The organism is Eubacterium sp. SB2 (assembly GCF_001244405.1).
GTDB classification, from domain to species: domain Bacteria; phylum Bacillota; class Clostridia; order Lachnospirales; family Lachnospiraceae; genus Faecalicatena; species Faecalicatena contortus_B.
Genome location: NZ_LN865149.1, coordinates 78917 through 97164, shown reverse-complemented (window position 1 = coordinate 97164; position 18248 = coordinate 78917). Strand labels below are relative to the sequence as shown.

The 18248-nt window shown below is 47.6% G+C and carries 15 protein-coding genes; all 15 read left to right on the top strand.

Features of this window, described 5'->3' with window-relative positions; all coding sequences use genetic code 11:
• The first annotated feature begins 23 nt into the window (after nt 1-23).
• The 15 genes from BN1938_RS02295 (at nt 24) to BN1938_RS02225 (ending at nt 18156) form a co-directional block, all read left to right on the top strand.
• Nucleotides 24-1358, top strand: coding sequence for a CCA tRNA nucleotidyltransferase (locus BN1938_RS02295; RefSeq protein ID WP_050639052.1), 1335 nt, complete (start codon nt 24-26; stop codon nt 1356-1358).
• A gap of 63 nt (nt 1359-1421) precedes the next feature.
• A complete protein-coding gene (locus tag BN1938_RS02290; protein WP_050639051.1) occupies nt 1422-2432 on the top strand; it encodes a CotS family spore coat protein in 1011 nt (336 codons plus the stop codon).
• A 48-nt stretch (nt 2433-2480) separates the two neighbouring features.
• Nucleotides 2481-4211, top strand: a complete 1731-nt coding sequence (locus BN1938_RS02285; RefSeq protein WP_050639050.1) for a phospho-sugar mutase — start codon at nt 2481-2483, stop codon at nt 4209-4211.
• 229 nt (nt 4212-4440) lie between these two features.
• Nucleotides 4441-4716 carry an HU family DNA-binding protein gene (locus tag BN1938_RS02280; protein WP_009004621.1) on the top strand — a complete coding sequence of 92 codons (276 nt, stop codon included), beginning with the start codon at nt 4441-4443 and terminating at the stop codon, nt 4714-4716.
• A 157-nt stretch (nt 4717-4873) separates the two neighbouring features.
• Nucleotides 4874-5113, top strand: a complete 240-nt coding sequence (locus tag BN1938_RS02275; RefSeq protein ID WP_050639049.1) for an RNA-binding S4 domain-containing protein — start codon at nt 4874-4876, stop codon at nt 5111-5113.
• Nucleotides 5114-5229: 116 nt separating this feature from the next.
• Nucleotides 5230-5514 (top strand): sporulation protein YabP, encoded by a 285-nt coding sequence (yabP, locus tag BN1938_RS02270; protein WP_025653684.1) that lies wholly within the window; start codon nt 5230-5232, stop codon nt 5512-5514.
• A gap of 8 nt (nt 5515-5522) precedes the next feature.
• Complete coding sequence (yabQ, locus tag BN1938_RS02265) at nt 5523-5855, top strand: spore cortex biosynthesis protein YabQ (protein ID WP_025653683.1); 333 nt, start codon at nt 5523-5525, stop codon at nt 5853-5855.
• A gap of 150 nt (nt 5856-6005) precedes the next feature.
• Nucleotides 6006-6248: an FtsB family cell division protein gene (locus BN1938_RS02260; RefSeq protein ID WP_330377552.1), complete on the top strand. Its 243-nt coding sequence runs from the start codon at nt 6006-6008 to the stop codon at nt 6246-6248.
• Nucleotides 6249-6442: 194 nt separating this feature from the next.
• A complete protein-coding gene (locus tag BN1938_RS02255) occupies nt 6443-7843 on the top strand; it encodes a SpoIIE family protein phosphatase (RefSeq protein WP_025653681.1) in 1401 nt (466 codons plus the stop codon).
• Between the two features lie 841 nt (nt 7844-8684).
• Nucleotides 8685-10088: a tRNA lysidine(34) synthetase TilS gene (gene tilS, locus BN1938_RS02250; RefSeq protein ID WP_242843787.1), complete on the top strand. Its 1404-nt coding sequence runs from the start codon at nt 8685-8687 to the stop codon at nt 10086-10088.
• Nucleotides 10045-10572 (top strand): hypoxanthine phosphoribosyltransferase, encoded by a 528-nt coding sequence (gene hpt / locus BN1938_RS02245; RefSeq protein ID WP_050639046.1) that lies wholly within the window; start codon nt 10045-10047, stop codon nt 10570-10572. Before tilS ends, hpt begins: the two co-directional genes overlap by 44 nt.
• Before the next feature lie 40 nt (nt 10573-10612).
• Complete coding sequence (ftsH, locus tag BN1938_RS02240; protein ID WP_173020082.1) at nt 10613-12409, top strand: ATP-dependent zinc metalloprotease FtsH; 1797 nt, start codon at nt 10613-10615, stop codon at nt 12407-12409.
• Nucleotides 12410-12468: 59 nt separating this feature from the next.
• The gene (locus BN1938_RS02235) at nt 12469-14514 is read left to right on the top strand and encodes a glycoside hydrolase family 13 protein (protein WP_050639044.1); all 2046 of its coding nucleotides are present in this window, start codon (nt 12469-12471) and stop codon (nt 14512-14514) included.
• Nucleotides 14515-14529: 15 nt separating this feature from the next.
• Nucleotides 14530-16338: a glycoside hydrolase family 2 protein gene (locus BN1938_RS02230; protein ID WP_050639043.1), complete on the top strand. Its 1809-nt coding sequence runs from the start codon at nt 14530-14532 to the stop codon at nt 16336-16338.
• A 498-nt stretch (nt 16339-16836) separates the two neighbouring features.
• Complete coding sequence (locus BN1938_RS02225) at nt 16837-18156, top strand: ABC transporter substrate-binding protein (RefSeq protein ID WP_050639042.1); 1320 nt, start codon at nt 16837-16839, stop codon at nt 18154-18156.
• The last annotated feature ends 92 nt before the right edge of the window (nt 18157-18248 follow it).

Genomic DNA, 18248 nt, shown 5'->3' with positions numbered 1-18248 from the left:
ACCCCTTTGAAAGGAAGATATAGATGAAGATAGAGTTGCCGAGAAAAGTGATTATGATTATCAATAATCTGCAGCTGCATGGCTATGAGGCTTTTGCGGTGGGCGGATGTGTTCGTGATTCTATTCTCTGCCGCAAACCGGAGGACTGGGATATCACGACTTCTGCCAGGCCGGAGGAGATTAAACGGCTTTTTAGAAGGACAGTAGACACGGGGATTGAACATGGTACTGTGACAGTGATGATTGGCAGGGAAGGGTTCGAAGTGACCACATACCGGGTTGACGGACTTTATGAGGACAGCAGGCATCCGAAAGATGTGACTTTTACGACCAGCCTGGAGGAGGATCTGCGGCGCAGGGACTTTACGATTAATGCGATGGCTTATAATGACGAGGTGCGTCTTGTCGATGTGTTCGGGGGGATGCGGGATCTGAACCACCACTTGATCCGGTGTGTGGGCGACCCGATGGAGCGGTTTACGGAAGATGCGCTTCGGATTCTGAGGGCGGTCAGATTTTCCGCCCAGCTGGCTTTTCCAATTGAGAAGAATACCGCGCAGGCGGTGCGAGAGCTTGCGCCTACTCTTCAAAATATCAGTGCAGAGCGGATCCAGGTGGAATTGGTGAAGCTGCTCATGTCCGATCATCCGGATCTGATTCAGGATGCATATGAATTGGGGATTACGAAGGTCATTCTGCCGGAATGGGATGCTATGGTCGGTGTGGAACAGAGAACACGGCACCATAAGTATGACGTGGCAGGCCACACCCTCCAAGCCCTGAAAAATGTTAAGAAGGATAAAATTCTCCGTCTGACTATGCTGTTCCACGATATGGGAAAACCTTCCATGAAGACAACCGATGAAAAGGGGGTGGATCATTTCAAGGGGCACGCGCTTGTCAGTGAGGAGATCGCGCGCAGTGTGCTGCGGCGCCTCAAGTTCGACAATGACACCGTGAAAAAGGTGACCAGACTCGTCTGTTATCATGATTACCGGATCGAAGCCACCCCGCCGAATGTCCGCCGGGCGATGAACCGGATCGGGGTAGAACTTTTCCCCTATTATCTGGCTGTGCGCATGGCAGACGTGAAGGCACAGAGCCCATACAAGCGCCGTGCCAAGATTGAAAATATTGTGGCTATGCGGGAAATATACCAGGAGACGCTCATCAATGATCACTGTGTGACTCTCAGGCAGCTTGCGGTCAGTGGAAGAGATCTGATGAATCTGGGGATGCAGCCGGGAAAGCAGATGGGAGATATGCTGAATGAGCTGTTGGAGCTGGTATTGGATGAACCGGAGATGAACGAAAAAGAAAAATTATGTAATTACGTCAAAGAAAAACAAGGCATATAGCATACTCGGGCTGTCCCTTTCATACATTAGAAAGAGTCAGAATCGTAGAATCAGGGGGCAGCCATGAGAGAGTATGAATTAGAAGTCTTGGAACAATATGATATAGAAGTGAAAGGCACCCGCAAAATAAGGGGTGCGTTTTTTTGCGACACGAAAGAGGGCACTATGCTGTTGAAAGAAGCGGACGTTTCAGACAGGCGTGCCCCTTTGCTTTATGCCGTTCTGAGCAGCCTGGAAAAGGCGGGATATCCCAATGTTGATATCCCGGTCTATAACAAAGAAGGCCAGCTGGTCAGCGTATCCCGGGATGGCTCCAGGTACATGCTGAAAAAATGGTTTTCCGGCAGGGAATGTGATGTTAAAAAAGAATTCGAGATCCTGCAGGCATCCAGGAACCTGGCAGATCTGCATTGCAGGATGCAGTGGCAGGAATTGTGTGATCCGGAAGAAGAAGCGGTGATACGGCCGCCAACGGGCCGGCATCTGCAGGAAGAGTTTGTGCGCCATAATAGGGAACTAAAAAAAGTGCGCGCATTTATACGCAATAAAGTTTCAAAAGGTGCATTTGAGTTTCTGTTTCTGGAATATTTTGACCGGATGTACTCGCAGGCGGAGCAGGTGGTCAAAAGACTGAAACATTCCGGATATGACAGCTTGTACCAGGAAAGCATAGAACATCACAGGCTTGTGCATGGAGATTACAATTATCATAACGTCCTGCTGACCTCAAACGGGCTGGCAACGACAAATTTTGAGCATTTCAGGATTGATGTGCAGGCCCAGGATCTCTATTATTTTCTGCGGAAAGTCATGGAAAAACATCAGTGGCAGGAAGCCCTTGGCCAGTCTATGCTGGATGCCTATCAAAGCATCAGGAAGCTGGACGCAAGAGAGTTGGAATATATCGCCCTGTGCCTAGCCTACCCGGAGAAATTCTGGAAGACTGCGAACACATATTACCATTCTAATAAGGCCTGGATACCTGAAAAAAATGTGGAAAAATTACAGACAGCTATCACCCAGACGGAAGAAAAACTGCGGTTTTTAGAAAATATATTTACTTTCATTTTATAGGCGCCTGTTGTATAATAAGGACATACTATTAAGGCAGGAGGTACCAGTATGGATTACAAAGAGAGATACAATGAGTGGTTGTCAAACCCATATTTTGATGCAGATACGAAGGCGGAACTGGCGAGTATCGGGGAAGATGAGAATGAGATAAAGGAACGTTTTTACACAGATCTTGAATTTGGTACGGCTGGCCTGCGCGGCATTATCGGCGCAGGTACCAACCGTATGAATATTTATACAGTAAGAAAGGCCACACAGGGGCTGGCGAATTATATTATGAAGAGCGGAAATGCCGCAAAGGGTGTGGCGGTTGCCTATGATTCCCGCCGGATGTCACCGGAGTTCGCGGATGAGGCAGCGCTCTGCCTGGCGGCAAATGGGATCAAGTCCTATGTATTTGAGTCCCTGCGTCCAACTCCGGAACTGTCTTTTGCAGTGAGGAAACTGGGATGCATAGCTGGAATCAATATTACAGCAAGCCATAATCCACCGGAATACAATGGATACAAGGTATACTGGGAAGACGGCGCACAGATTACGCCGCCTCATGACAAGGGAATTATGGATGAGGTAAAGGCTGTAGAAGACTATACAACCATGAAGACGATGACACTGGACGAAGCAAAGGCAGCAGGACTTTACGAAGTAATCGGTGCAGAAATCGATGATGCATATATTGCAGAGCTGAAAAAGCAGGTATTGCACCAGGATGCCATCGATGCTGTTGGCAAAGAACTAAAGATTGTGTACAGCCCGCTGCACGGAACCGGAAACATACCGGCGCGCCGTATTTTAAAGGAACTTGGATTCGAGAATGTTTACGTAGTAAAAGAACAGGAACTGCCGGACGGCGAATTCCCTACTGTATCTTACCCGAACCCGGAAGCTGCGGAGGCATTTGACCTGGGGGTGAAACTGGCCAAAGAAATCGATGCAGATATTGTGCTTGCAACAGATCCGGATGCGGACAGGCTTGGCGTCCGTGTGAAGGACAAGAATGGGGATTATCATACTCTGACAGGGAATATGTCAGGCTGTCTGCTCGCGGATTATGAGATCGGACAGCGCAGAGAATTAAAGGGACTTCCGGATGATGGATATCTGATTAAGACGATTGTTACCTCCAACATGGCAGACGCTATTGCTAACTATTACAACGCAGGCCTGATAGAAGTCCTGACTGGTTTTAAATTCATCGGACAGCAGATTCTCGGGTTTGAGACAAGCGGTAAGGGAGAATATTTATTCGGATTTGAAGAAAGTTATGGCTGCCTGATTGGTACCTATGCAAGGGATAAGGATGCAATTGTAGCTACAATGGCTCTCTGCGAGGCGGCAGCATATTACAAAACAAAAGGAATGAATCTGTGGGATGCGATGATTGCGATGTATGACCGTTACGGATATTACAAAGATGATATCCAGTCCATCACGCTTAAGGGGATCGAAGGACTGGCGAAGATCCAGGAGATCCTGGAGACGCTCCGCAAGAATCCTCCGACAGAGATTGCAGGTTATAAAGTCCTCAAAGCCAGAGATTACAAGGCGGATACCATAAAAGATATGGAGACTGGGGAAGTCACAGCAACCGGTCTGCCAAATTCCAACGTGTTGTATTATGATCTGACAGACGATGCATGGCTGTGTGTAAGGCCATCCGGAACAGAGCCGAAGGTGAAGTTCTATTACGGTGTAAAGGGGACATCTCTTGAAGATGCGGATGCTGTTTCAGAAAAAATGGGTAAAGAAGTCCTTGCAATGATTGACAAGATGATGTAACATATCGTGTCAGGGATAATTTTCCAACTAAAAACCGGGCCTTGGAAATGTTAAAAAAGCCTAAAAAAGTGCCCAAAAACGCGGGAATGCCGGAAAAATCCTTGACAAAAATATGGGAAACAGTTATAACAGTACATAAGGGCTGATCATGTGAACGCCAGTACATGAGCGCCTTTATTAAACTGTTAGAATATTATATTCTAGTACAATAAAGAGGAGGAATTTATCCATGAACAAAACAGAATTAGTAGCAGCTATTGCAGAAAAGGCAGAAATCTCCAAGAAAGACTCTGAAAAAGCACTGAAGGCATTCATCGATGTGGTATCCGATCAGTTAAAAAAAGGCGATAAAGTACAGTTAGTTGGTTTTGGTACATTTGAAGTAAGCGAAAGAGCAGCAAGAGAAGGAAGAAATCCTCAGACTGGCAAGACAATGAAGATTGCAGCTTGTAAAGCACCTAAGTTCAAAGCTGGCAAGGCTTTAAAGGATGAAGTTAACGCTTAATTGTAATGGATCAATAAGAGATAAACATACAGAGAGCACTTATGATGTACGCATTGTAAGTGCTTTCTTTTCTCTTTGAAGAGTAAGATGCATAAAGATGAATGAAAATAAAGTGAGATTACATGAAATCTATTCATAAGCAAGAAAGGAAAAAGAAATGCGGTTAGATAAGTTTTTGAAAGTGTCCAGGCTGATCAAAAGACGAACTGTGGCTAATGAAGCCTGCGATGCGGGGCGTGTGCTTGTAAACGGAAATGTTGCCAAAGCATCACTGCAGGTTAAGCCGGGGGACGTCATTGAGATCCAATTTGGCACCAAGACTGTGAAGGCGGAGGTGCTTCAGCTGCAGGATACGACAAAAAAAGAAGAAGCAAAAGAGCTGTTCCGGTATCTGTAAAAGGAACAGACGGCGAAAGCGCCAGGGATCTTCCGCGGGCGTACATATTTTGATACAACCCCTCATATATATAGTGAAGAGTTCTATAGAAAAGCAAAGTTGAAGGGGGAAAGTGTATGGAAGAGCGGCAAATGCCCAAGGCGCATAAACTCGTTGTAAATAACAGAAAGACAAGTATGGTCACAGGTGTCCTGGATGTTCTTTCTTTTGATTTAAATGAAATCCTGCTGGAGACGGAACAGGGCATGCTGATGGTTAAAGGAACCGATCTGCATGTGAACCGTCTCAGCGTAGAAAAGGGAGAAGTGGATCTGTCAGGCAATATCGACAGCATTGCATATTCCAGCGTAAATCAGGCCGGCCGGCAGAATGAAAATTTCTTTGCAAAATTGTTTAAGTAGGCACGCCTATGATGCTGGGAATCGGAAAAGAAGCGATTATATTTTTTTACGCGGGGCTGTCCGGGATAGTGATACTTTTCAGCTACCAGATACTTAGGTTGATGAGGCGTCTCATACCTCACCATATCGTGGTTGTAAATCTGGAAGATCTGCTGTATTGGCTTGGAGTGAGCGTGTATCTGTTCCGACAGATGTATATGACAACATATGGTAGTATAAGGTGGTTCTTCATACTAGGTGTGGTATGCGGAATAGTGCTGGCGAATTTCATACTCTCAATTGCGAAAAAAATATACGGGAAAATGAAGAAAAGCCTTGAAAAAAGAAAGAAAAACCGATAGAATGAATTTATTAAGCAGGGGTGTTTAATAAGATGATAAGTTGGGTGAGTATGAATGGCAAATAAGAAATCTACAGGGACGCATCGGCGCAAAAGCCGTAAGCGGAGCTCTGGTTTTGGTTATCATCGGCGCAGTGCAGCCTTAATTACTATGATATTAGTATTACTGGGATGTGTGCTGACGGTGAATGCAGTGACCCTGCAGGCCAAGAACAAGAGCTATAAGCAACAGGAGGCAGAGCTGAAAGCTCAGATCAATGAGCAGAAAGAGCGCGCCGAAGAGATAAAAGAATACGAAGAGTATGTTAAGACAGACGAGTACATAAAAGAAGTTGCTGAAGAGAAGCTGGGTCTTGTTGACCCCAATGAGATTATATTTAAACCGGCTCAATAACAATACTACGAAAGATAAGCTCCAGGAGAATTCCTGGAGCTTTTGTCGTGGTATAGAATATTCCGGCGGATATACCGTATTGCCACAAGCCGGCGGGGGAGATGCGCAATACGGCAGATACCACAGAGATTGGTTTCTGAAACGAAACTCATATTTATGTTTTACAGAAAATACGAAGAATAGGAGGGGAAAGCATGGAAGAAGGACAAGTATTACATTCCAGCCCCTATGTGGCCCAGATTGAAAAATTTGCAGATTCCCTGAAACAACTGTCCCACACATTTTTAAAACTGGAAGAAAAGAAAAAAACATTCAGCAGCGAAGAAATAGAAGAAATGTTCGAGAAAGTGAAAGGAAAAGTCTGCAAAAACTGTGAAAAGTGTTCCTGGTGCTGGGGAGAGAATTTTGTTCACACCTACCAGATGGGATACGAGATACTGTCGGCAGTGGACAGTTATGGCAATGAACTGAACACGGAGACAAAAAGAAAGCTGCAGCAAAGGTGTATTATGGCTCCCAGATTTCTGCGGGAGATGCTGGAGGCTTTCCATGAAGCGCGGCAGAATATGATCTGGATTAACAGGATTGCCCAGAGCCGGGAAGGGTGTGCCGTGCAGATGGATACATTTGCAGATATGATCCGCAGTACGGCAAAAGAGCTGGAGGACAGCATGTTTACGGATGAGCGTCTGGAGAAGAAGATCAGCGCGCACCTGAAACGGAAAGGAATACGGGTATTATACACGAACTTTTTTATGAACCGCGAAGGAAAGTATGAGGTGCATATAACCGCCCGGGCCATGCAGAATGAATGCGTCACAACAAAGGAGCTGGTCAGGGGCGTATCAGAAGTAATGGGGCGGCGGTTCGTATTGGACGGAGCCCACTGCCAGATGCTGGGGAGAGACTACACAACCGTAGTATGCATGGAAGGCCCCGCATTCTATACATTGCAGGGAGTTGCGCGGATTGGAAAAGGCTGCAGCCAGATATCAGGAGACAACTTCATGATGATGGAGCTGTCCGGAGGCCGTCAGGGAGTTGCCTTATCGGACGGCATGGGTTCCGGAGAAAAAGCGTGCCGTGAAAGCACGCTCGTAATTGAGCTTCTGGAGGAGCTGCTGGAAGCCGGATTTCCGGAAAAAACCGCCATCCAGATGATCAACACAACCTTGGTTATGGGGAGAGAAGAAATACATTTCTCCACAATAGATATGAGTGTATTTGACTTATACACAGGCACATGCGAATTAATAAAAGCAGGTGCGTCCTCCACCTTCATCAAAAAGAAGGACAAGGTAGAACACCTGAGTTCCACGAGTCTTCCAATCGGCGTACTGCACACCATAGAAATAGACTCCGTAAAACGTCAGCTGGAGGACGGCGATTTCGTCATCATGGTAACCGACGGCATCATGGATGCCCTCCCCGTAGGAGAGCAGGACATCCTGCTGGAGACAATCATACAGGGAACCGCCATGAATAACCCGAAAGAAATGGCACATCATATCCTCGAACAGGTACTGAATTGGAATGGGGACGCGGCGCCTATGGATGACATGACGGTCCTGGTAGTCGGCCTCTGGGAGTGCTAGGGGGCGAGCGGTATTAGGCGGAGGGGGGCGCCTTGGGAAGCGGACATAGTGTCGTCTGGAAGCGGGGGATGACTGTAAGCTGGCGTAGTGTAAAAAAGCAGGAAAACCGGGGCAACCTGGACACATCACGGGAAGCCCTGATGGCTTCCCGCGCTGGGTCCAGGAATTTTTGTGATTCGGAATCACAAAAATTACCCCGGTTTTCCTGCTTTTTTACTTTACGCCAGCTAACAGCCATCCCACGCTTCCAGACGACACTATGTCCGCTTCCCAAGGCTTGGTGCATCCGGCCGTAATAGGCGCCCGCTTCGCGGATTGCGCACGGATGGGGATGGCGGATGGCTGCAGCCTGCACGGGACGGTCCGGGCTGGGGCGGATTATTGCCGAGGGGTCAAGATGATTCACTGGCCCCGCCAGTGAATCCCCATCAAACTAATTTTCTTAGTAAAAGGATGAACATAGCCTGGCTGAAATGGGGAGGAGGATGCCGGGGAAGAAACGGGGAAGGGCACGGGAAGTGTAGAGCGCACGGTTTAGAAGTACTTACGCCAAAGACACCGCCCGCGGGGGATGGGAAGTGATTTTCCAAAATCACTTCCCAGTACATCCTAAGGCGAGAAAGCATCAGGCTTTCTCGCTGCATGATGTACGTGCCCCCGCGGGCGGTGTCTTTGGCGTTAGTACTTCTCCGTAAGCGGGTCACTTCCCGTGCCCTTCCCCGTTTCTTCCCCGGTATCCTCCTCCCCATTTCAGCCAGGCGTACTCCCCCTTGCATTTCCCCACAAAATTAGTTATAGTTTACTTATGGAAAAGGTTTTGGGGTTTATTGGGCGTTATCAGATGATTGTTAGTGGAGATAAGATTGTCGCAGGTATATCGGGCGGAGCGGATTCGGTATGCCTTCTTTTTGTGCTTCTGGAACTTCGTGAGAAGATGGGGATTGAGATTGTGGCTGTACATGTGAATCACGGGCTCCGCGGGGAGAATGCTAAGCGCGATGAGGTGTTTGTGCAGGAACTGTGCAGGAAACATGATGTAAAATGTGTGGTTTATCATGAAAATGTGGAATCAATTTCCAAAAAACGGAAACAATCTGTTGAGGAGGCCGGCCGTGTTGTGCGCAGGGAGGCTTTTGAGAGGACTTTGCTTGCGTGTGGGGGAACTAAAATTGCTATGGCTCATCATCAGAATGACAACGCGGAGACGCTCCTTATGAATCTGGCCCGGGGAACCGGGCTGAAGGGGCTTGGCGGGATTCAGCCTGTGGCGGGAAATATCATCCGTCCGCTGCTCTGCCTGAACCGCAGGGAGATCGAGCGGTTTGTGGAGGAGGTTGGCTGCGGGTTCTGCCAGGATGAGACGAACGAGGAGGATGACTATACGAGAAACCGGCTGCGCCATCAGGTGATCCCTGTTCTGGAAGAACAAGTTAATGCGCAGGCCGTGCGCCATATGAATGAGGCGATGGAGCAGATACGCGGACTGCAGGATTATATGGAGATGCAGACGGAGCAGGCTTATCAGGACTGCGCGGCCAAACAAAAGGACGGAGGCATTTGCATTTATGAAGCCGGATACCGGAAGCTTCACCGGGTGCTGCAGGGTCTTCTGATCAGAAGATGTTTGACTAGGGCCGCGGGCGCAGAAAGGGATATTACCATGGCGCATGTGGAAGCGGTGGCCGGACTGTTTGAGAAACAGACCGGCAGAAGCAGGGATCTGCCATATTCGGTGAAGGCCGTCAGGAATTATGACGGTGTTGTGCTGAAGAAGAAAACAGATGTGCAGAAAAAGGGTTTCTCCCCTATACAATTACGTGTACCGGGAATTACCCGGGTGCCGGAACTGAATCTGACGATATGCTGTAGTATACTGGAAAAATCGGTTGATTTTTCGGCAAAACAAGCACCCCAAAAAACCTACACGAAATGGTTTGACTATGATATAATAAAAGGTGACCTGATTATCAGGCCCAGACAGGGACGGGACAGCATCGTGATTGATAAAGACGGACGGAGCCAGAAGATCAAGTCCTATTTTATTAATGAGAAGATACCGTCCGAAGAGCGGGACTGCGTTCCGCTGATTGCAGATGAGAAGCAGATTATATGGATATTGGGGTATCGTATGAGCAGTGCCTGCCAGATAACCGTGCAGACGCACCGGGTGCTGGAGATAAAAGTAACGGAGGAAAAAAGTGATGTCAGAGAAGATTACGGTTTTAGTACCAGAAAAAGAAGTTGACGAAAGAATTGAATTTTTGGGGAAACAGATCAGCAAAGACTATGAAGGGCGGCAGGTGCACTTAATCTGCATCTTAAAGGGCGGCGCATTTTTTATGTGCGAGCTTGCCAAGAGGATTACCGTACCGGTATCCATCGATTATATGAGCGTAAGCAGCTATGGCAACAGAACATCATCCAGCGGAGTTGTACGTATTGCCAAAGACCTGGATGAGTCGATCGAGGGAAAGGATGTCCTGATTGTGGAGGATATCATTGATTCCGGAAGAACGTTGTACTATCTGATGGAAACTTTAAGACAGCGCCACCCAAAGAGCCTGCATCTGTGCACGCTTCTGGATAAGCCTGAAAGAAGAGAAAAAGACGTGAAAGTAGATTATGTAGGATTTGAGATACCGGACGAATTCGTAGTCGGCTATGGCTTGGACTACGCTCAGAAATATAGAAATCTGCCATATATAGGTGTGGTGGAAGGAGTAGAATAGGAAGGAGTACACACCATTGAACAACAAAAAGTATAAAAGCATGGGCGGTGCGACATTTCTTACATTTATTGTGATTGTCTTCCTTGCACTGTGGCTTACAAACAGATTCCAGGTGAAAGACCAGGAGATGACAAACCAACGCTTTGTACAGGAAGTAAAAGATAAAAATGTACAGGATGTTATCATTAAGCAGAATAAGACCGCTCCTACCGGTGTTGTGACCGTGACGCTCAAGGACAGCGGGGCTGTAAAACAAGTTACTACATCTGATGTAGAGAAGACGCAGGATATTCTGGATAAGGCGGGAATAGAGTATAAACTGCTGGATGTTCCCCAGGATTCATGGTTTACAACGATACTGGTACCGCTTCTGATCACATTTTTGGGAATCACGGTGATCTTTATGTTTATGAACCGTCAGGGGGGCGGGGCCAATGCCAAGGCGATGAATTTTGGCAAGAGCCGCGCAAAGATGACCACGGATACGGACAAAAAGGTGACATTTGCGGATGTGGCAGGTTTAAAAGAGGAAAAAGAGGAGCTGGAAGAGATCGTAGATTTCCTCAAGTCTCCTAAAAAATATATTCAGGTTGGTGCGAGAATTCCCAAGGGCGTTCTGCTTGAGGGACCTCCGGGAACCGGTAAGACGCTGCTTGCAAAAGCCGTTGCAGGGGAAGCAGGAGTTCCGTTTTTCAGCATCTCGGGTTCCGACTTTGTGGAGATGTTTGTCGGAGTCGGTGCATCCCGCGTGCGTGACCTGTTCCAGGATGCGAAGAAGAATTCCCCCTGTATTATTTTTATCGATGAGATTGATGCTGTTGCAAGGCGCAGGGGAAGCGGTCTGGGCGGCGGACACGATGAACGGGAGCAGACGCTGAACCAGCTGCTTGTGGAGATGGATGGTTTTGGTGTGAATGAAGGCATCATCGTGATGGCGGCAACCAACAGAAAAGATATTCTTGATCCTGCGATTCTAAGGCCGGGACGATTTGACAGGAATGTAATTGTTGGGCGCCCGGATGTGGGCGGACGCGAGGAGATCCTGAAAGTTCACGCAAAGAATAAACCGCTGGGAGACGACGTGGATCTGAAGCAGATTGCACAGACGACGGCTGGATTTACCGGCGCAGATCTGGAAAACCTGCTGAATGAAGCTGCCATCCTGTCTGCAAAAGAGGGACGCGTATTTCTACAGCAGTCCGATATCCGCCATGCTTTTATAAAAGTGGGAATCGGACCGGAGAAGAAGAGCCGTATAGTGTCAGATAAAGAGCGCAGGATTACAGCATACCACGAGGCCGGCCATGCGATTTTGTTCCATGTACTGCCGGATGTGGGGCCTGTCTACAGCGTATCTATTGTTCCGACAGGAGGAGCGGGCGGTTATACGATGCCTCTGCCGGAGAAAGACGATATGTTCAATACAAAGGGGCATATGCTCCAGGAGATTACCGTGTCACTTGGAGGCCGTGTGGCGGAAGAGGAAGTGTTTGATGATATCACCACAGGCGCATCACAGGATATCAAACAGGCAACGGCGATTGCCCGTTCCATGATTATGAAGTTTGGTATGTCTGAACGTCTGGGGCTGATCAACTATGATAACGACAGCGATGAAGTATTTATCGGCCGGGATTTTGGACACACATCAAGGGGCTACGGCGAGAAGGTAGCCAGCACGATTGATGAAGAAGTGAAGAGAATCATTGACGAATGCTATTTGAAAGCAAGATCTATTCTGAAGGAATACGATTCTGTATTACAGGCTTGCGCTAATTTGCTGTTGGAAAAAGAAAAAATTACGAGAAGTGAATTCGAAGCACTTTTTGGAGAGTAGAAGAGTAATGGGGCAAGTACTTCCAGAGGAGGGAGGGCTTGCCCCTAAGGAGGTTTTTTATGAATAAGGACGCACTATTTTGTGATGGAACGTCCAGCTATGTGATTCCTGCAGAGCCTGATGAGTATGAGAAAGTGAAGCTCAAGTTCAGAACGGCGAAGGATGATGCAGATGAAGTCTGTATTTTAACCAAGACTGGTGGGTATAAAATGAAGAAGACAGACTCCCGTGGGGAGTTTGATTATTATGAGATAGATTGGCAGCTGGGGAAAGACCCCTTTTCCTACAGCTTTGGGGTGAAAAAAGACGGGGAGACCTGCTATTATAACAGGTGCGGAGTGGCGAAGGAAATCGTGGATTTCTACGCCTTTGTTATAGTTCCGGGATTCTCTACGCCGGATTGGGCAAAAGGGGCTGTTATGTATCAGATCTTTGTTGACAGGTTCTGTAACGGCGATAAGTCCAACGATGTGGAGGACTGGGAATATATTTATATCGGGGAGCCGTGCCAGAAAGTTACGGATTGGGATCAGCTGCCTCAGGCCATGGATATCCGGAGATTTTACGGCGGGGATCTGCAGGGAGTCATGGATAAGCTGGATTACTTAGAGGATTTGGGCGTGGAGGTTATTTATTTTAATCCGCTGTTTGTCTCGCCGTCCAATCACAAATACGATATACAGGACTACGATTATATAGATCCACACTATGGGAAGCTGGCAAAAGACGGAGGGCTGGTTCTCCCTGAGTGGGCAGCGGATAATATTGAGGCCACCAAATACCAGAAGCGCACCGGTGATAAGGCAAACCTGGAGGCATCCAACCAGCTGTTTATCGATCTGGTGGAGGCTATGCACAGCCGGGGAATGCGTGTGATTCTGGACGGGGTATTCAATCACTGCGGTTCCTTTAACAAGTGGATGGACAAAGAACGGATCTACGAGCAGCAGGCGGGATATGAAAAAGGGGCGTTTGTCAGTGCGGAAAGCCCGTATCGCTCATTTTTCCATTTCTTTAATGAAAGCGACTCTGCCTGGCCGTACAATTATGCATATGACGGATGGTGGGGGCACGATACGCTGCCTAAATTGAATTACGAGGATTCTCCGCTGCTGGAGCAGTATATCATGGATATTGGGAAGAAGTGGGTTTCCCCTCCCTTTAATGTAGACGGCTGGCGTCTGGATGTAGCGGCAGACCTTGGGTACAGCAATGAGTATAACCACATGTTCTGGAAACGGTTCAGGCAGGAAGTGAAGAAGGCCAGGCCGGATGCGCTGATTCTTGCGGAGCATTACGGCGATCCTACGGAATGGCTGCAGGGGGATGAGTGGGACAGCGTTATGAATTATGACGCATTTATGGAACCGGTAACATGGTTTTTGACCGGAATGGAGAAGCACAGCGATGAGCGGAGGACGGATCTCTGGGGCAATGGAGACAATTTTGTGAAAACAATGCGGCATTTTATGGCGACTATGCTGACACCGTCGCTGCAGGTTGCGATGAACGAACTGTCCAACCACGATCATTCCCGTTTTCTGACCCGGACCAACCACATTGTCGGAAGAGTGGAGCATTTAGGCTCAAGAGCAGCGGAGGAAGGGGTCAACCATGCGGTTATGCGGGAAGCAGTTGTGATCCAGATGACATGGATCGGTGCGCCTACCATATATTACGGGGATGAGGCGGGCCTTTGCGGATTTACGGACCCGGATAACAGACGGACATATCCATGGGGAAAAGAAGACCGTCAGATGCTGGAATTCCATAAGGAAATGATCCGCATTCATAAGAGCGAGAAGCCTCTGAGGCAGGGTTCGCTGCGGATGCTGTACTGGGCGGATAATATACTGGCGTACGGCAGATTTCAGGGGGATGAGCAGATTGTGGTAGTCCTCAATAACAGCAAAGAGCTGCGGGAAGTGACGGTACCGGTCTGGATGGCGGAAGTGCCCGTGACGGGCAGGATGGAACGCCTGCTTTACAGTTACGAAGAGGGCTATACGGTGGAGCCGGATGTTTATCTGATCCACAGCGGGGAGGTCGTGCTGAATATGGGACGGCATTCAGCGCTTGTTATGAGAACAAAACGTGAAGATTAAAACGAAAGGATGTTTATGAAACAACTTTATACCAAGTGGGGAAGGGAACTTGACAGGGAGCATGTGCTGGAGGAGTATCCGAGGCCCCTTATGGTAAGGGACAGCTATATAAATCTTAACGGGGAATGGGAATACGCTTTTACAAAAGCTTTTTCCAGGCCTTCGGAATATGACGGACATATCCTGGTGCCTTTTTCTCCGGAATGTGTTCTGTCCGGTGTGGGGAGGCAGCTTCAGCCGAATGAATATCTTTGGTACCGGAGAACCTTTGCTATGCCGCAGCCGGATGACTGCCGGGTTAGCGAAGAGACAAAAAACGGCGGGAAGGGCGGTAGACGGCTGCTTCATTTTGGAGCGGTGGATCAGTCCTGTGTAGTTTTTGTTAACGGCAGGAGGGCGGCGCGGCATACAGGCGGTTATCTGCCTTTTGAGGCGGATATCACGGCATATTTAAAGCCGGGAGAAAATGAAATCGTGCTGGCCGTGAAGGATCTGAGCGATACTTCCTACCACGCCAGGGGAAAGCAGAAGCTGGACAGAGGCGGCATGTTCTACACGGCGCAGAGCGGGATCTGGCAGACCGTTTGGATGGAGGACGTGCCAGAACAGTATATACAGAGTATTCATGCGGAACCGGATTTTGACGGAGGAAAGGTGCGGATTACGGTGGAGGCAAATGCGCATATTCCGGTTGAAATCCGTGTCAGGAAGCCAGGGGTATATAGCAGTCCTATGTGCGCGCCCGTCGACGTGGCAGATGGGAAAACCCAGGAAATACAGGATTGGAGCAGTGCGCAGGGGATGCCGGGAGAGGGCATCGAGGTTTCTCTGCCCGCGGTATGTCCGTGGACGTGTGAGGAGCCTTTTCTCTACTATTTTACAGTGGAATTGGGGGAGGACAGGGCAGAGAGTTATTTTGCCATGCGTACGTTTACGATTGAGCCTGACCGGACCGGGTGCCCCAGAATCTGCCTGAACCATAAGGTGCAGTTCCAGAAAGGCGTGCTGGATCAGGGGTACTGGCCGGACGGACTTTACACGGCGCCATCCGACCAGGCGATTATATTCGATATACAGTCTATGAAGGATATGGGCTTCAATATGATACGCAAACATATTAAGATTGAACCTCAGAGATGGTATTATCACTGTGATCGGCTGGGGATGGTTGTGTGGCAGGATATGGTGAATGGGGGCGGAAAGTATAAACCGTGGTTCGTGACTTATGCAGCCACCATATTGTCCTGGAGGAGCCGGAGGATCAGGGATGTGTACACCAGGCTACTGGCCAGAGAAAAAAAAGAAGGGCGCCTGGAATTTATAAAGGAGATGAAAGAGACGGCAGAGCGGCTGAAGGGGCACCCAAGCATTGCCGTATGGGTGATATTCAATGAAGGATGGGGGCAGTTCCAGACTGAGGATATGACGCAGATTTTGAGAAAATCAGATCCCTCCCGACTGATCGACCAAGCCAGCGGATGGTTCGACCAAGGAGGTGGAGACTTACAGAGTCTGCACAATTATTTTTTTAAGCTTCGGATAAAACCGGAGGAGAGAAGGGCTGCGGTTCTGTCTGAATACGGCGGATATTCGATGAGACAGGAGGGCCACAGCACCTGCCTGACTCAGTATGGGTATGGAATATATACGGATAGAGGAAAGCTCAACCGGGCGTATAAAAAGCTGGAAAAAGAGGTAGAAGCGTTGATACCCGAAGGACTGTGTGCAAGTGTCTATACACAACTTTCGGATGTGGAAGAAGAAGTGAATGGGATATTTACGTATGATCGTGAGGTTAAGAAGATAGGGGCACGCTCTATATAAGTGCAAAACATATTTGTGGTCTATTGTGTTTTGGAAAATAAAATGTCTGGTTAAGAAATATAGCATGTGAAAATTGTTTTCATATTAGAAATAATGTACAAGGGAATATCACGAAGAAACATTCGTGCGATATTCCCTTGTTTGTCATTTTTGAGACTTTTTTAGAAATTAAGGCATTGAGATTGTGTTAAAAGAGGGAAAAACAGGGGGATTGTCTGGCTAATAAATCTAAGTCGTGAAATAAAATTTCCAAAGAGAGAAAAAAATATTTCATGAGATATTGTTAAATATATAACGAAATTGTGAATAATACACAAAAATAAAGTAATCAATCTGCTTAATATTGACTTATTGTGAAATGGTGGTAAAATAAAATTACACAATATAACAGCCGAACATGCATGATGAAAGAAAGCTGGCACTAAAAGAAATGAAACCCAGCAGTTCATGAAAATAAATTACATGCATAGAGGCGCAAATATTAAAGGAGGAGTCATTATGAAACTGAGTACGATCATGAAAAAGGGGCTTGCCGTTGGTATGATGGGCATTATGGTGGTAAGTCTGGCAGCATGCGGCGGAGGCAAGGAAGAAGCAAAAACAGATGCCAAGACAGAAGCAAAAGCTGATGAAGGCGGATCCGACGCTAAAAGTGATGTGACACTGAAGTTCCAGCAGTGGTGGGGGGCAGAGCTCCCGGACGGATATTTGGATGATATTTGTGCCAAATATGAAGAAGAGACAGGTGTGAAAGTAGAATTATTAACAGCACCCTGGGCCGACACCAAGACAGCGATTACAGCAGGCGCAACGAACGGCACCATCGCAGATATTATCAGTGTAGACGGCGCATGGCTTTCAGAATTTGTTGATATGGGTATTCTGACTGCTGCTGAAGACGCTGGCGTAGACAGCAGTCTTGCAAGCGATACATGGAAAGTTGACGGCACCAGCTATGTTGTCCCGGTTCTGAATTTTGCATATCCAATGTATGTGAACATGGACATCCTGAAGGAGGCCGGAGTTGAAGCGATTCCAACTACATGGACCGAGCTGAGAGATGCCTGCAAGAAGATTACAGCAGCAGGAAAATCCGCATTTGCATTGAACCTGGGTACAACAAACGCAAACGGTATCCAGAATGTCTTCATGGGAACCGGCTGGGGATCAGGAATCAGCCTGAAGGACGACAGCGGCGCGTACAAGACAAAAGACAACGCGGATCTGGCGGCACTTGCTGAGATGTTCAAAGGACTTTATGACGACGGTTCCTTATATCCAGGTATGAGCACACTGGAAGAATCCGAGATGACAAGTAACTTTGCAGCGGGCAACTGTGCATTTACAGTAGCATCTGCAGCTACTATGAGCCAGTTTACGGACATCAATTTTGAAGCTACTACGATTCCGGTAAAAGATGATTACAAAGACCAGAGCGGTATCTGCTATGCCAGCTGGGCTGTAGGTATTACAGAAAACAGTGAAAATAAGGAAGAAGCAGCTAAATTTGTAAACTACCTGCTTGGCGGTATGGACGGAAAAGATGGTTCCGCATCTGCAGGACTGGCAGCTACTATGTCAGCATTCCCGAACAGTACGGTTGCTGAGCCGGATTACAGCGAAGCGCCAAAACAGTTCCAGTCTTACTATGAGTTATATAAGAAGAACTATGTAATTAATGAATTCATTGGCCTTCCTAACGCATCAGATGTTATGACTTCTATGACAAACGATCTGACTACATATCTTGAGGGTGAAATTGACAGCGCTACACTGCTTTCAAATTGGCAGGGGTACCTTGACGAAGCAGGAAAGTAAATAACTTAAAGGTAAATAAGAGTGGGGAGCAGGGGGGAATTCCCTGCCCCCCATTTCTAAAAAGAGGTTTTAACTTTTTTATAAAAGATTTT